At 70.4% G+C, this 13,425-nt stretch carries 14 protein-coding genes and 1 pseudogene; 2 read left to right on the top strand and 13 right to left on the bottom strand.

What is annotated here, in order from left to right:
• Positions 1 to 53: 53 nt before the first annotated feature.
• The 6 genes and pseudogenes from ACGFW5_RS15630 to ACGFW5_RS15605 form a co-directional block, all read right to left on the bottom strand.
• Positions 54 to 1,151 (bottom strand): glycosyltransferase family 4 protein, encoded by a 1,098-nt coding sequence (locus tag ACGFW5_RS15630; RefSeq protein WP_393834759.1) that lies wholly within the window; start codon positions 1,149 to 1,151, stop codon positions 54 to 56.
• Positions 1,148 to 1,684, bottom strand: coding sequence for a deoxycytidine triphosphate deaminase (locus tag ACGFW5_RS15625; RefSeq protein ID WP_393834758.1), 537 nt, complete (start codon positions 1,682 to 1,684; stop codon positions 1,148 to 1,150). The genes ACGFW5_RS15630 and ACGFW5_RS15625 overlap by 4 nt, the downstream gene beginning before the upstream one ends.
• Positions 1,681 to 2,220 carry a dCTP deaminase gene (gene dcd / locus ACGFW5_RS15620; protein ID WP_393834757.1) on the bottom strand — a complete coding sequence of 180 codons (540 nt, stop codon included), beginning with the start codon at positions 2,218 to 2,220 and terminating at the stop codon, positions 1,681 to 1,683. Before dcd ends, ACGFW5_RS15625 begins: the two co-directional genes overlap by 4 nt.
• Positions 2,217 to 3,425: a metallophosphoesterase gene (locus tag ACGFW5_RS15615; protein ID WP_393834756.1), complete on the bottom strand. Its 1,209-nt coding sequence runs from the start codon at positions 3,423 to 3,425 to the stop codon at positions 2,217 to 2,219. The genes dcd and ACGFW5_RS15615 overlap by 4 nt, the downstream gene beginning before the upstream one ends.
• Positions 3,422 to 4,749: pseudogene (locus ACGFW5_RS15610) on the bottom strand (UDP-N-acetylglucosamine 1-carboxyvinyltransferase). Before ACGFW5_RS15610 ends, ACGFW5_RS15615 begins: the two are co-directional and overlap by 4 nt.
• Complete coding sequence (locus tag ACGFW5_RS15605; RefSeq protein WP_393834755.1) at positions 4,746 to 5,099, bottom strand: ATP-binding protein; 354 nt, start codon at positions 5,097 to 5,099, stop codon at positions 4,746 to 4,748. The pseudogene ACGFW5_RS15610 and the gene ACGFW5_RS15605 overlap by 4 nt, the downstream one beginning before the upstream one ends.
• Positions 5,100 to 5,358: 259 nt before the next feature.
• Here ACGFW5_RS15605 and ACGFW5_RS15600 point away from each other — a divergent pair, with 259 nt between their 5' ends.
• Together ACGFW5_RS15600 and ACGFW5_RS15595 are read left to right on the top strand one after the other, a co-directional pair.
• Positions 5,359 to 6,621, top strand: a complete 1,263-nt coding sequence (locus tag ACGFW5_RS15600) for a helix-turn-helix domain-containing protein (RefSeq protein WP_393834754.1) — start codon at positions 5,359 to 5,361, stop codon at positions 6,619 to 6,621.
• Positions 6,618 to 7,187 (top strand): flavoprotein, encoded by a 570-nt coding sequence (locus tag ACGFW5_RS15595; RefSeq protein WP_393834753.1) that lies wholly within the window; start codon positions 6,618 to 6,620, stop codon positions 7,185 to 7,187. Before ACGFW5_RS15600 ends, ACGFW5_RS15595 begins: the two co-directional genes overlap by 4 nt.
• On the opposite strand, the gene ACGFW5_RS15590 is transcribed toward ACGFW5_RS15595, so the two are convergent.
• The 7 genes from ACGFW5_RS15590 to ACGFW5_RS15560 all read right to left on the bottom strand — a co-directional run bounded on the left by ACGFW5_RS15590 (position 7,147) and on the right by ACGFW5_RS15560 (position 13,113).
• Entirely contained in the window at positions 7,147 to 7,503 is a 357-nt protein-coding gene (locus ACGFW5_RS15590) for a hypothetical protein (RefSeq protein ID WP_393834752.1), read from the bottom strand. The genes ACGFW5_RS15595 and ACGFW5_RS15590 overlap by 41 nt on opposite strands.
• Before the next feature lie 197 nt (positions 7,504 to 7,700).
• Positions 7,701 to 9,392: a relaxase/mobilization nuclease domain-containing protein gene (locus tag ACGFW5_RS15585; RefSeq protein WP_393834751.1), complete on the bottom strand. Its 1,692-nt coding sequence runs from the start codon at positions 9,390 to 9,392 to the stop codon at positions 7,701 to 7,703.
• On the bottom strand, positions 9,389 to 9,787 hold the full coding sequence (locus ACGFW5_RS15580; protein ID WP_393834750.1) for a mobilization protein: 399 nt from the start codon (positions 9,785 to 9,787) through the stop codon (positions 9,389 to 9,391). The genes ACGFW5_RS15585 and ACGFW5_RS15580 overlap by 4 nt, the downstream gene beginning before the upstream one ends.
• Before the next feature lie 420 nt (positions 9,788 to 10,207).
• Entirely contained in the window at positions 10,208 to 11,125 is a 918-nt protein-coding gene (locus ACGFW5_RS15575; RefSeq protein ID WP_393834749.1) for a DUF2637 domain-containing protein, read from the bottom strand.
• Positions 11,122 to 11,358 (bottom strand): hypothetical protein, encoded by a 237-nt coding sequence (locus ACGFW5_RS15570; protein WP_393834748.1) that lies wholly within the window; start codon positions 11,356 to 11,358, stop codon positions 11,122 to 11,124. The genes ACGFW5_RS15575 and ACGFW5_RS15570 overlap by 4 nt, the downstream gene beginning before the upstream one ends.
• 124 nt (positions 11,359 to 11,482) lie before the next feature.
• The gene (locus tag ACGFW5_RS15565; RefSeq protein ID WP_393834747.1) at positions 11,483 to 12,199 is read right to left on the bottom strand and encodes an ATP-binding protein; all 717 of its coding nucleotides are present in this window, start codon (positions 12,197 to 12,199) and stop codon (positions 11,483 to 11,485) included.
• A complete protein-coding gene (locus tag ACGFW5_RS15560; protein ID WP_393834746.1) occupies positions 12,196 to 13,113 on the bottom strand; it encodes a hypothetical protein in 918 nt (305 codons plus the stop codon). Before ACGFW5_RS15560 ends, ACGFW5_RS15565 begins: the two co-directional genes overlap by 4 nt.
• Between the last annotated feature and the right edge of the window lie 312 nt (positions 13,114 to 13,425).

Raw genomic sequence — 13,425 nt, 5'->3', positions numbered from 1 at the left:
GTCGGTCAGGGTAGTGACGTGGCCGGGGCGGGTCCGGCTGCGCCACGGACGGGTCAGCTGAGTTGCCTGCCCAGGTCGGACAGAGCGGCTGCGGTGCTGCTCAGGGGGTAGCGCGCGACGTTCGCCCGGCCCGCCGCTCGGAAGGCGGCCAGCAGGCCAGGCGTCGTGCGGAGCCGGTTCAGGTCCCGAGCGACGGCGGCGGGGCTCGTGAAGTCCGTGGCCAGTCCCGTCGCGCCGAGCGTCTCGTTCAGTCCGGGAACGGGCTGGTAGAGGACGGGCATGCCGCAGGCTTGGGCTTCGAGGGCGACCAGGCCCATCGCCTCCAGGGTGGTGGAGGGCATGACGAGCACATCGTGATCGGCGAAGGTTTTCCACAGTTGTGGACGGCGGAACCAGCCAAGGTAATTGACGTGGACGCCCGGTCGCCGGATCAGCGGAGACAGGGCGTGGAACTCCGTAGGAGGGGCGGCGATGCTCAGCTCCACCGCCGGCGCCAGGAGAACCGCGTGCAGCAGCGCTTCCACGCCCTTTTCCTCGGTCAGGCGTCCGGCGTAAAGCAGTCTCAGGTGGCTCGTCCTGCGATGTCCAGCTCGTGAAGGCGGGTTGTCGATAAGGCGGTCGGGGATGCCCCACGGGATCTGTTCGATCTTCCTGCGGTCGGTCCTGGGGGCGAGTTTCAGCAGGTGGTCGGCCATGGCGTTGGTCGGCACCACGATCCGGTCCGCGGCGTGGGCGGACTGTTGCAGGACGCCGAGTTGGTCGGGGTGCGTTTGGGCGAACAGCAGGTCTGTGCCGTGCACGAAGGCGATTCGAGGCGGCTCGGGGAGGGCTCGTAAGAGTGCGGGTGTCGCCCCGAAGGCGAGATGGTGCAGATGGAGGACGCTGACCTGCGCGGGGCCAACCGCGGACACCAGCGCGTGACGCAGGTCGGAGACGTACCGGCGGAAGGCCGGGCCAGACAGGCACTTGCCCTCGATGCTCAGAAGGTTCAACCCGTGGGGCGTGTGGGGGCGCGGCCCGATCGGGGCCAGCATGAACGCCCTGGCGGGGATGCGCGGTTGCGGGCCGGTGTAGAGGTCGAGGAAGAGTTCGACGCTTCCGCCGGGGCTGGGGAAGGGGAGGTCGAGCGCTGTGGCGACCGTCGGGTTCATGGCCGGCCCCCAGGAAGCTCCTCGTACAGGCGGGATGTCTCGATGCCCTGGCTGGCTCGGTATTTGAGGCCGTGCTGCTGGTAGCTGGCGCGGGCGCCGAAGGTCTGGAGGAAGGCCAGCTTTCCGAAGGTCATCAGCGGATAGATCCGTACGGGGCGGGCGGCCCGGATCTCCAGGGTCCAGCGGATGGCGTGGCCCTGGTGGCCGAGCGGGGCCGAGACGTGGACCCAGATGCCGAGGGCGCCGATGGTGCGGTTGCCGTTGAGGAACTGGGCGTACGCCTCAGAGCCCGTCCTCTCGTAGGTGACGCCGAGGTACAGGACGCCAGGATCGAGTTCGAACCCGTTTGCGGGGATGGGGGCTTCGGGGCAGAGGGTGCGGGTGGCGGCGTCGAGGTCGCCGTCGCAGACGCGCAGGGTCTCGCCGAGACGCCAGTCGTAGGCGTTGGGGGAGAGGCGCTCGGGCTCGTAGGGCTCGATGGTGATCTCGCCGGCGGTGTGTGCGGCGGCGATGGCCGGGCCAGTAAGGATCACGAGGTCACCGCCGCCAGCGGCGTGAGGTCGCGCCAGTAGGAGGAGGGCTGCGGTCCCGTGGCGGCCTGGTACTTGCCCGCGTAGAGGGCGATCGGCCCGACCGCGACGAAGAACATGATCTGCCCGATCTTCATGCCTGCGTAGATGCGTAACGGGCGGATCGGGGAGAGCATCAGCGTCCAGTGGCCGTGGAAGCCGATGTCGCCGATCGGTGCGGTGATCTCGACGAACAGGCCGAGGCGCCCGACGGAGGAGCGGCCGAACAGGAGCGGGACGAAGACGTCGGAGCCGACTTCTTCGAGGGTGTGGCCGAGGTAGAGCTCGCCGGGCTGGAGGACGTACCCGCCGTCTCCGATCTTCAGCTCCGCGGTGGGGTTGGGGTGGTGGGCGTCGATGACCGGCGTCGTGTAGGTCAGGAGGGTGGGCCCGAGGCGGACGTTGTAGCTGTTCGGGTTGACCTGGCTCTGGTCGAACGGGGTGATGCGCAGGCGCCCGTCGGCTGCGGCTGTGGTGATCTCGGGGCCAGTGAGGATCACGGCTGCACTCCTTCGATCAGTACGTGCTGGATGGACTGGCCGAGGCGCAGGGCTGCCTGCTGGGTGCGGCCACCGAGGAAGGTTTCGGCAAGGTAGTCCGTGGTCAGCACGGTGCGGGCACCGGTCGGCAGCGGGGCGGGCGTGGTCACCAGCGGGCCGACCTCCTCGGCCAGACGCGCAAGCAGGCCCTCGAAATCGCGCTGATCGTCGGGCAGGTGGGCGTGGACGAGCTGGTTGTCGAAGGGCTCGGTCGCCAGCAGGTCGCCGATGGTGAGGGTGTCGCCGAGCTGGACGGGCCGCAGGGCGGTCTCGTTGAGGACGACGGCTTCCGCGCCGAGGCCGGTGTGCAGGCGTGCGGTGACCTCGGCGAGGAGTTCGCGACGGTCGGGGAGGCGGTAACGGTAGGTCTCCGTGATCGTGCCGAGTGGCGCGGCCAGCTGGTTGCTGAGTTCCTCGATCTCCCCTTGCGCGTCAGCGAGTTCGGGAGGGAGTGGCGTCCAGGTCGGCAGGAAGAGGTCCGCACGAGTGCCCCAGCCCTGGCCGATCGGCTTTGCCTGGGCGTAGCCGACGGCGAGTTCGCGGCCCTTCAGGACGAGAGTGTCGCCGACGTGGACGGGGCCGTACTGGTTGCTGTGGCAGTGCCCGGCGAAGATCACGTCGAGGAACGGGCAGGCGGCGGCTAGCTTGAGGTCCTCGTCGAAGCCGGAGTGGCTGAGCAGGACCCAGGCGTCGACCTCGTGCTGGTGGACGAGCATCAGCTCTCGCAGTGCCTGGACCGGGTCGGTCACGCGGTGCCCGGCGCGCTGCGAGCGGGGAATGGTGCTGAACGCCTGGAGGGCGATCACCCCGGTCACCGCCACGCGCCGGCCGCCGATGTCGGCCAGGTGAAGGCGTCGGAACAGCGCATCTCCGCTCGTGTCATCCACGGCGTTGGCGCACACGGTGAGGCGGTGGAGGTCGGGTTCGAAGTGGTGGGCCCAGCCGTGGTTTCCGGGGGCGATCACGGCGTACAGCGTTGTGAGGAGGCTGCGCTCGATGCGCCCTTCGGCGAGGCGGTAGTAGCCGCTGCCTTCGAAGAAGTCGCCGCAGTCTACGACGAGAGAGTCCGTTCGGGCGGTGTGCAGGTGGCTGAGCATCGGCAGAATATCGTCGAAGGTGGAGTGGACGTCGGTGGTGGCGATGATGCGTTGGAGCTGTCGGATCATGGGGTGACCTCGCAGATGTCGGCGCCAAGCGCGCGGAGCTTGGTGGGCAGGTCGGCGTGGCCGCGGCGGAGCTGTTCGAGGCCGCCGAGGGTGGTGACGCCGCGCGCGGTGAGCCCGGCGACGAGAAGAGCGGAGCCGGTGCGGATGTCGGTGGCCTCCACACCCGCGCCCGTCAGACGCTGCGGTCCCGTGAGGCGGCACTGAGTGGGGGAGATCTCGTGGATGTCGGCCCCGAGCCTCGTGAGCTGCGGGAGCAGGTTGCCGTGGCGGCCGGGGTTGATGGTGTCGGCGAAGAGGTGGGTGCCCGGTAGGCCCAATGTCAGTGCCATCAGCGGGGTTCGAAGTCGGCGTCCAGACCGCCGGGGGACAGGGAGGCGATGGCCCGTAGCGGGTGATGGGTGGGCTGGGCGTCTGCCGCGTGGACGGTGAGTGCGTCCTCCTGGGCGGCGACGGGGACGCCGAGCCAGCGCAGGGCCGCCACCATCGGGGCGACGTCCTTGCTGCGTACGCCCTCGATGCGGCCATTGCCTCCGGTGGCAGCGAGCGCACAGGCCAGGGTGCCAGCCTCTACCTTGTCGCCGGGGACTGTCCATGCCACCGGCTCCTGCGAGGCGGAAACCGGTGGTGCGAGGGCGATGACGCGCTCGTTGCCCTGGGCCGACCAACCCGCCGCCTGGAGTGCCACTAGGACACTGGTGACTTCGGGGGAGAGGTTCGGCTGGCCCAGCCGCAGTGGACGTCCGGCGATCACGGCCCGGAGGATGGCCGCGATGCTGGCGCCGCGCGAGCGGAAGGGCAGCATCACCGACACCGAGCCGTTGTGGGGGTTCCGGGCCTCGACCGTGTAGCCATGGTCGTCGATGGCGTAGCGGTCGCCGAAGGTCTCGTAGACCCGGAAGTGCTGTTCCATGCCGCGCTCCCCGATCTGGCAGCCGCCCGGCCAGGGCAGCGAGGCCCGGCCGTGCGCGGCGAGGAGAGCGGGCACCAGGTAGTACGAGGCGCGGATGTGGGCGGCGGCTTCGAAAAGCTCCGGGGCGATGCGAGTGCCGTCGCTGGGAAGGACCAGGACTGTGTTCGGATCGCCAACCGGGCGGACGATGTGGTGTCCGGCGTACTGGAGCAGCGTGAGCATGGCCTGCACGTCCGCGTTGGCGGGGACGTTGGCCAGTTGGACGGGCCGGCGCAGGGCGGCAGCCGCCGCGAGCAGGGGGAGCGCGGCGTTCTTGGAGCCGTCGACGGTCACCGTCCCGGCGAGCGGCGGTCCGGGACGGATCGCGATCACCTCCGACGTCACAGCCGGAATCTGGGTCGTTGTCACAGTCATCTCCTCGGGAGCGGAACGTGCAGCGGCGAATGGGGAGTTGGCTCGTGCTGTACGGGGATCTCGGCCCAGCACCGCTTGCCCGACTCGGTCGTCTCGACGGCGTGCCGGACGGCGAGGGCGGCCACGATGAACAGCCCACGGCCACGCTCGTCGCCTTCGTCCGGCAGGCCCGGCGTGGGGAGGGCGGGGCTGGAATCGCTGACTTCGACGCGCACGGTGTCGTCCCTCAGCAGGGCAGCCACCGAGATGGGGCCCTGTCCGGCGTGCTGCACGGCGTTGGTCAGCAACTCGCTGGTCACCAGCGCCACGGTCTCCACGACGCCGCCGCCGACCGGAAGTCCCAGCCGCATATCCCGGCTACGACCCGGTGCCGTGCGTGCGCGACGGCGACCGCCGTGCCGAGTACAGAGAAACTGAGGTGCTGCGGTTCCACGGGCTGCCTCCCAAGCGAGTGCGGCCCCACCAAGGAACCGGGTCGGGCAGGGGCCCGGCCAGCTCAGGTGCCGGTGCTGCATCGCTTATGCAAGAGGGGCATGAACTCCAAGTGCGGTCCATCTACGCTCGGTTGAGCAGGCAGGATCGGCGACGGCGGAAGGGGCCGTGGCGCAGATGGCCGATGCACACGACGAAGCGAGACGGATCGGTGAAGTGATCCGCCGGGCCCGCGTGCTCGCGAAACGTTCCCAGGCGAACGTCGCCGCCGCGCTGGGCTATCACCAGTCCAAGGTGAGCCGCCTCGAACAGGGCAAGGGCACCGAAGACTCCCAGGTGTTACGTGCCATCGCGCTGGAACTGGGCATCCCGCTGCCCACCGTCGGCCTCGCCGCCGTCCCGGATGCCAACACCTGCGACCCCGAGACAGAGGACATGCACCGCCGTACCTTCCTCGCCGCGAGCCTCGCCGCCCTCGCGACACCCGCCCCGCCGACCGCCGGCCACCGCGACCTCATCCACTCCCTCCTGCCCGGTCCCATTCCGCCTGCGGGCGATGGAGTTCAGGACCTTACGGAGCTGGGCAGCCGGATTTCCACAGTCCGCCGTCTCTTCTGCACGTGCGACTACGCCGAGCTGGAGCGGACCCTGCCGCCGCTGATCACCGACCTCCGCCACTCGGCGGCGGGCTCGGCCGAGGCGACGGGGCTGCTGGCAACCGCGTACCAGACCTCCGCCAGCCTGCTCCTCAAGCTGAGCGACCACGGCAACGCCTGGCTCGCCGTTGGCCGCGCCATGGCCGAGGCCGAACGCTGCGGCGACCCGGTCATCCTCGCCTCCAGCGTCCGCGTCCACGCCCACCTGCTGGCCCGCGAGAAGCACACCGCGCAGGCCGTCACCCTGGTCCGCCACACCGCCGACCAACTCAGCGGCGCCTACGACCAGCGCTCCCCGCGCTACCTCGCTGCCCTGGGTCTGCTGCTCCTGCGCGGCGTCACCGCGGCCAGCAGTGGCGGGGACCGCTCTGCGGCCAAGGACTTCCTGACCGAGGCGACGGACGTTGCCCGCTACGTGGCCCTCGACCGCCCCGACGCATGGGCCAACTTCAGCCCCACCAACGTCGCGCTGCACGCGGTCAGCGCGGCCAATGCTTTCGGCGACGCAGGTGTCGCCCTGGAGACGGCCGGCCCCCTCATGCGCCGCCACATCCCTGCCCCCGAGCGGCGGGCAGCCCTCTGGGTCGAAGCCGCCCGCGCTTACAACCAGCAAGGCCGCCTCGCCGACGGCTACCAGGCCCTCCGCATCGCCGAAAGCTGCGCGGCCCAGGACGTCCGCCGCCCCGCCGTCCGCGAACTGGTCGCCGACATGGCCGCCCGCGACCGCCGCCGTACCCTGCCGGAACTGCACCACTTCAGCCGTCAACTGGGAGTCCCCGCGTGAGCGATCAGCCCGACCAGCAGACCAAGAAGCCCTTCCTCTACGTCATCGTGTGCGCCTCCGGGATCGCGGGTGATGTCCGGAAGCTGATCACCGCGGCGCAGGAGGCCAACTGGGACGTGGGTGTGGTGGCCACTCCGCAGGGCCTCGGCTTCATCGATGCCGAGGCGGTCGAGGCGCAGACCGGGTACCCGATCCGTTCGGCATGGCGCTCGCCCGGCGATCCGCGACCTCTGCCGGCCGCGGACGCCATCGCGGTGGCGCCGGCCACCTTCAACACGATCAACAAGTGGGCGGCCGGGATCTCCGACACCTTGGCACTGGGCATCCTGTGCGAGGCGCACGGTTTCGGTGTCCCGACGGTGGTGCTGCCGTACCTGAACTCGGCCCAGGCCGCCCACCCCGCGTACAGCCAGAGTCTGGAGCGGCTGCGCGAGATGGGCGTCCTGATCGGCTCGTACGAGCCGCACAAGCCGAAGGCCGGCGGCGGCGCCGACCGCTACCGCTGGGAGGAGGCGCTGGAACTGCTCACTCCGGAGCTGCCTGCGCGCCCGCAGCGACGACCGTAGCCAACCGGTCGTACTCGATGAGGTCCTCGTCAGTCATGAGAGGGGCGAGGGTTTCATGGTGCTTGACGGCGTACTTGAGCAGGAGCTCGACCAGTGTGGTCGCGGCTGCCGCTGCGTCGGCTCCGGCTTCGGGGTTGTGGACGTGGACGCCGGCGGCTTGGAGTTCTTCGATGGTGGCCTTACGGACGATGGCCTGTTCCTCCTCGGTGAAGAGGCGTCCGTCGAGGTGGCGGAAGATGAGGGAATCCGCCGGGCGCTTGAAATCTGTGTCGAACAGCAGGGCCATGACGTGGGGGCGAGGGGTGGCTGCGGGCATGGAGGTGCTCCTCAAAGGGGTGGGGTCGGGATGCGTCAGTGGTCTGGAGAAGCGCCGGTTTCCCCAACCGGCGATCGTCGGCTATGTTCCGTCCGCTTCCGTGGTCATCGCCGACGAGAGGGTGGTCACTGCCCTGACCGTTGGCTGCGCGGCAGGCGCCGGGGCTGCTCACGCCCAGGGTCTCCGGACGGGGCTCATCATCGGCTTCGTGGTCGGGGCACCTCCTGTACGGGAACCGGGATGCCCGCAGCCTGGGCGGGGCGGCGTCGCTTCGCGGCCGGGACGGTGGTCTCGCCGAGGTGGTACAGGCGCCAGACGAGGACGTCGCTGATCGTGTCGGCGCTGTCCAGCTCACGGGAGGCCGCAGCCTTCTGCAGCAGGACGGAGGTGTCGTGGCCGGCGTGCTCAGCTTGGTCGAGGACAGCGGCCAAAGCCGGCCAGCCGGGCTCTGCCTGGATGCGGTCGGCGAGGTGGGGGAGCGCGGACTGGAGCGTCGTGCTGTGCTGCTGCCGTGTACGGATGGGCAACTGCTCGCCGTACGCCCGCATCATGACCAACGGCTCGGTGGCGGTCGCCTGGTATGCGGTGCGCAGATACTCTGCGGCGCGTGCGGCGGCTTCGGCCTGCTGGGCGTGGCCGCGTGCGGCGTGCCAGCGGGCAGCGGCGATCACGGCCAGGATTAGAACGTCCAGCACGAGGGCAGTGGCAGTCAGCTCCGGGCCGTGCCCCCGGGAGGTGCCGGAATGGGCGATCTGGCGGGCTGCCCGCCGCAGCGCGTACATCTCCGCGTCATGAGCCTGGATGTGCGAGCGGGTCGCCCGCTCGAAGGCACGGGCCGCAGTGCGCAGCTCCTCGCGCGCCGGTCCGGATGAAGTCCGGGCCAAAGCGTCGAGCACCTCGCCGACACCGACGAGCTGGGCGGCCACGACCGGATCGTCCCCCGAGACGATCACAACCAGGGCACCGTCGGCGGTCTCGGTCGCGAAGCGGCGGGCGCGGGCCGAGGCCGAGCTGTCCCCCTGACCCAGCACGGCCGGGAGCTCGGGTACGTCGGGGGTAGCTGTGAGGCGCTTGCGGATGCGGGGCAGGGAAAGGTCAGGGGCGAGTTTGGAGCCGGAGTACCAGATGGGCTCCTGCTCGCCGTTCCCGTCACCGGGCAGGGCGACCTTGTAGCCGAGCGTGTCACCGGACGGGGCCAGACGCTTGTCGATGAGTACGTCCGCGGCGGCGAGCCGGTCGAAGAACTCCTGCTCGTCGGCGGCACCGGCGAGCGCCTGGCGGACGTGTTCGCGCAACAGGTCGCGGGAGGGGGCTTGCTGGCCGAGGCGTTCGGCCTTGTGGCGTTCGGCGCTGGTGGCGCGCTTGGCGGCGGTGCCGTCTCCTGGGGCGACGCGGTGGAGGTCGTAGTCGGCTTCGATGAGGCGGGCTTCTGTCTGGGCTCGTTGGCCGGAGCGGTGGTGGTCGGGCTTGCGGCCGTCTTCGCGGATGAGGGTGGCGATGATGTGGATGTGGTCGTCGGCGTGCCGGACGGCGGCCCAGCGGCAGCCGGCGCCGTCGCCAGGGTCGATGCCGGTGGCGGCGACGATGCGGCGGGCGATGGTCGCCCAGTCTTCGTCAGTGAGGATGCGGTCGGTGGGAGCGGCGCGGACCGAGCAGTGCCACACGTGCTGGGTGGGGCGCTGGTCGGCGTCGATGAGGTGGAGGGGCTGGTCGAGGAGGTCGCGGAGCATGGCGAGGGTGGCGGCTTGGTCGCGGCCAGGGTCGGGGGCAGTGCTGTCGAAGGAGGCGACCAGGTGTGGGTCGACGTGTTCCTCCTTGGTGCCTTTGCCGTAGAGGTAGTTGAGGAGGCCGTAGGTGCTGCTGCCTTGCTTGTGGATGCTGGGGATCACGCGGCCTCGCCGAACTGGTCCCGGGCTGGATGTGGCTGGCCTTGAGGGCTGCGTCCTTCGATGGCAGCGATGAAGAGTTCGATGGCGGCGTCGACCCGGGTGCGCGTGGCGAGCATCAGGTCAATGTCGTCGTCGAGGCGCGGGGACTGTCCGCCGGAGTTCAGGGCCTTGGCACTCTGGTTGAGCAGGTTGCCGCCCTGGGTCAGGGCCCTGCGGGCGGCGAAGAGTTCGGACAGGATCGCCCGGTTGTCGGCGATCGCGGCGGCGACGTCGGTGATGCGGGTGAGGTCGCGGGCGGCGGCCAGTCCGGCGTGGGCGAGGAACCCGGCCGTGGACAGCTTCGCTGCCTTTGCGCCGGACTCGATCAGTGCTTTCTCGTTCTTGCTGAGGCGCACGCTGACAGCGGGGCGCTGCTTCTTCTGACGAGGGCGGCTGCGCGGCTTGCTGGGTGCGGGCGCGGTGGACTGATGAGGCTGGTGCTGCTTGTCCGGCTGCGACCCGCCCTCGGTCGCAGCCCCTTTGTCCGGCGCCCCCTGGTGCCGGACGGGCCCCGCCACCCCCGGGGCGGAGCCTGGTTGGGACGCGCCCCCTGCGGGGGAGTGTCCGAACCTCCAACTTGCTCCCGCTGTGACGGGGGTGGTGGTCATCTGCTCCTGAGGCATGGGGAGTTCGTGGTGCTGGTCGTGCATGGATCGGTTCTCCGTGTGGGCGGGGAGGGGGTGATGGGGTTTGAATGCGAGGGCGCGTACAGGCGGTGATTTCGGTACGCGCCCTCAAGCATTCCGGTGGGGGCCTTGGGCGTTGAGCCCGTACCGCTAGTCGCTGGTGGTGTTCTGCGAGGGCTGTCCGGCATCGCTGCCAGCCTTGAGGGCCTTGAGGGCCTTCGTGATCCGCTCGGTGGCGGCCTTGTGATTGCGCCTCTTGAGCTCTGCGCGCATGTCTGCGACGGAGGGCACTCCGGTGCCGTTGGCGAGGTCGTGGGCGATGGCCTGCAATTCGGCATCGGTCAGGTCGGGCTCGCGCCCTGGCGAGCTGCCCTTCCCCGTCCGCGTCCGTTCCGGTTTCACCGGTGCGTTCCGTTCCGGAACCGTGCTGACAGGATCCGCGTTCCGGTGACCGGTCAGGGAGCGGGCCTTTTCCGGTTCGTGCTCGCGTGCCGGGTGCGTCTGGTCATGCGAACGCGGACCGGTACCGGAAGCCGACGCCCGCGACGTTCCGCATACGGCGGCCGGTACACCGACGGGGCCGGTGGAGGGGATGGCAGGCGCTTCCTGCTCCTGGCTGGAGACCGGATCCGGGTGGTCGGCGGGATGCTCGACGAGCTGGTGGATCTGCTGCATCAGCACGGCGAAGGCCAGCATCGCGGCGAGCGGGGGAACCGCGGCGACCACGTAGTCGAGGAACGGGACCGCGTCGGCGTGGTTCGCGCCGCTGACCCCGGCCACGTTCAGCGAGATGGAGCCGACCGATCCGATCACGGTCGCGGCGATGGCCCACCGGTCGGTGACGTGGCGCAGGCCCGCTCGGAGCATGAGCAGTTCGCCCGCGACGATGAAGGCGTCCAGGGTGGCGGGCCAGGCCCAGCGGCGGACCGGTGAGCTTCCCAGTCCGTGCTGGCCGGCGACATCGGCCAGGTGAGCGTACGAGAGCGCGAACGCTCCAGCGGTGAGGACGGCGATGACGGCCCCGGCCACGATGAGCACGGTCCGCTCGGCGGCGGGCTTGGTCGTCACTTCCCACCTTCCGCCCTGACGAACGCGTTCGCGATCCGTACGAGCCGGGGGTCCAGGAGCGTGCCGGGGCACCAGCTGGTGTCGGCCCCGGCGGAGGCGAGCGGGCCGATGGCGAAGGGGGCCGCGGTAGTGGCGCCGTGGAACAAGGCGAAGCCGCATGCTGCCAGTGGGGTGTTGCCGGTGCGGTCCCTGCCTATGCGGCGGGCAGGAGGTAGCGCGGTGGGTGAGGGCATGCGGGTGGGGATCTCCGTGGTGATCTGAGTGCGCCGGGCAGAGTGAGGGGCGGCCGGGCGCGGCAGGAGAGTGGATCGGATAGCTGGGGTGCGAGGCGCGGGGCGCCGGGGGCGCAAGGGCCTGTTAATAGCCCTGCGAGCCAGTGCCTGGGGTGCGCCTGCGGTCGGAGCCGCCGAGGATGACGCGGTGGGTCATCTCGGCGAGGCGGGAGGCGACGCGGTCGCCGACGGCGGTGCGCAGGTCGGCGATGGGGAGGTTGGTCGTGATGAGGGTGGGCAGCTCGTGGACGTACCGGTGGTCGATGAGCCGGTAGGTCAGCTCCTCGGTCCACTCCGATGCCTTGGCGGCGCCGAGATCATCGAGGAGCAGCAGGGGGCTGCGGGAGAGTTCCTGGAAGCGGCGTTCGCCGTCGTGGCCGTGGCGGGGGCGCAGGGTGGCGTGTAGTTCGGCGGTGGTGATGGCCTCCCAGCGCAGCCGGACCCCGGCGCCGAGCAGCGAGCGTACGGCGCCGTACGCCTGGTAGGTCTTGCCGGTGCCGGTCGGGCCCGCGATCAGCAGCGACGGCCCGTAGGCGATGCCCGGCGCCCCGCCCGGCCCTGGGCGTCCGGCAGCCACGATCTCCTCGACCCAGGCCGACACCTGGGTGTGGTCGGCCAGGGCGTCGCGGTAGCGGCGCGGGATGCGGGCGGCGGCCAGCTCCAGCGCGGTCACCGGCTCCGGCGACGGTGCGGCGGCGAGCGCGGCGGTGGGGTCAATGTCGCGGGCGGCCAGGATCGCCTCCAGCCTGGCCGTGGCTCCGCCGAGCTGGCGCGGCTCGCGAGCAGCGGTCGTGGTGCTCACAGCTCACCCCCGTAAGCGGCCTGCGCGTCGGCGGGGTTGGTCCACGACCGGTGCTCCGACGTGCCGCTCGGCGTGGGCGGGTTCATGGCCTCGTTGACGAGGCTCGGCAGCACGCTGGGGTGCAGGCCCTTGGCCCGCAGTCGCTCCAGTCCGGCGCGCACGTACGCCGCCTCGATGCCTTCGTCGAGCAGCACGGCGGTCTGCTTGCCGAGGTGGCCGAGGAAGCTGCCGGGCGGGCGGTTCGTACAAGCGGCGGCGTACTCGGCGAGGAGGGCCTTGGCTGAGATGGTCTCGGGCGCGGGGGCGCTCGCGTCCCCCACCGGAGGTGATCCTAGATCCAGGGTCCTAGATCCTAGATCCGGACGGTGAGGGCTCACTGAGTTCTCCGTGAACCCTCGCCAAGTCGTCCGTGATGTCTCACGGAAATGCTTCTGACCTGCGGATTCTGCGTTCCTCACGGAGGAACCCGGCAGCGTGCGCGCATCCTCAGGGAGGGCTCCGTGAGGGCTCACCGAAGCCGTCGTGAGTCCTCCGTGACGACTCCCGGCAGGCTGCACGACTCGTCCGCTCTCGTGGTGTGGGCAGGCCGGACAGCGGCTGCCACTGGGCCGGTTGATCTTCTGGTGCTTGGCCCAGGTGACGATGTGCAGATATCGCTTCCCGTCCACGCCCTCGTACCGGCAGATCAGGCCGGCCGCGTGGAGTTGGTTGAGGTCGTCCTCGACGCCCAGCGGGCCGTGTTCGGGGCGCAGGGACCACAGGGCGCCGGCGATGACGGCGCCCTGATCGCGGAAGCGCCCGTGGTCGTCGGCCTGGGTGAGAAGGCCGAAGAAGGTCCGCTCGGCGGTGACGCTGACCGAGGCGAGCGATTCCGAGATGAACGCCTCGGGCTTAATGGTGCGGATCCGCGCCATGCCTATCGCCCCGCCTTCGCGGAGAACACCGGGGATGCAGGCGTGGTGCTGCCGGACGGGAGTGCGAGTAGCGCCGTGCAGGCCCTACTGTGGGGCATAGAGGTTCCTCCCACGGTGGCGTGCGACCGCCACCGCTCAGTCGTTCAGACGCGGGTGATTCGGTAGGGGACTCGTTGGCCCCGGCGTTGGCGCGCCGGGGTTTTTTCTTGCCCTTCGGGACCCGAAGGCCCGGGGGCATGGCCAATACAGCCACACCCACCCGGAACAAGTCCAGCATCGTGCCGAGAAAGCAAACAGCTGTCGGCGAACGCG

This window comes from Streptomyces sp. NPDC048416 (assembly GCF_043200435.1).
Classification (GTDB): Bacteria; Actinomycetota; Actinomycetes; order Streptomycetales; family Streptomycetaceae; genus Streptomyces.
Note: the sequence above shows the minus strand (reverse complement) of the source record. Positions and strands in the feature narration are given on the sequence as shown.

What these genes read in the sequence shown, in the direction of transcription:
- ACGFW5_RS15630 (WP_393834759.1), bottom strand. Translation starts at nt 1,151, where the DNA reads ATGAACCCGACGGTCGCCACAGCGCTCGACCTCCCCTTCCCCAGCCCC.
- ACGFW5_RS15615 (WP_393834756.1), bottom strand. Translation starts at nt 3,425, where the DNA reads ATGATCCGACAGCTCCAACGCATCATCGCCACCACCGACGTCCACTCC.
- ACGFW5_RS15605 (WP_393834755.1), bottom strand. Translation starts at nt 5,099, where the DNA reads ATGCGGCTGGGACTTCCGGTCGGCGGCGGCGTCGTGGAGACCGTGGCG.
- ACGFW5_RS15600 (WP_393834754.1), top strand. Translation starts at nt 5,359, where the DNA reads ATGGCCGATGCACACGACGAAGCGAGACGGATCGGTGAAGTGATCCGC.
- ACGFW5_RS15590 (WP_393834752.1), bottom strand. Translation starts at nt 7,503, where the DNA reads ATGCCCGCAGCCACCCCTCGCCCCCACGTCATGGCCCTGCTGTTCGAC.
- ACGFW5_RS15570 (WP_393834748.1), bottom strand. Translation starts at nt 11,358, where the DNA reads ATGCCCTCACCCACCGCGCTACCTCCTGCCCGCCGCATAGGCAGGGAC.
- ACGFW5_RS15560 (WP_393834746.1), bottom strand. Translation starts at nt 13,113, where the DNA reads ATGGCGCGGATCCGCACCATTAAGCCCGAGGCGTTCATCTCGGAATCG.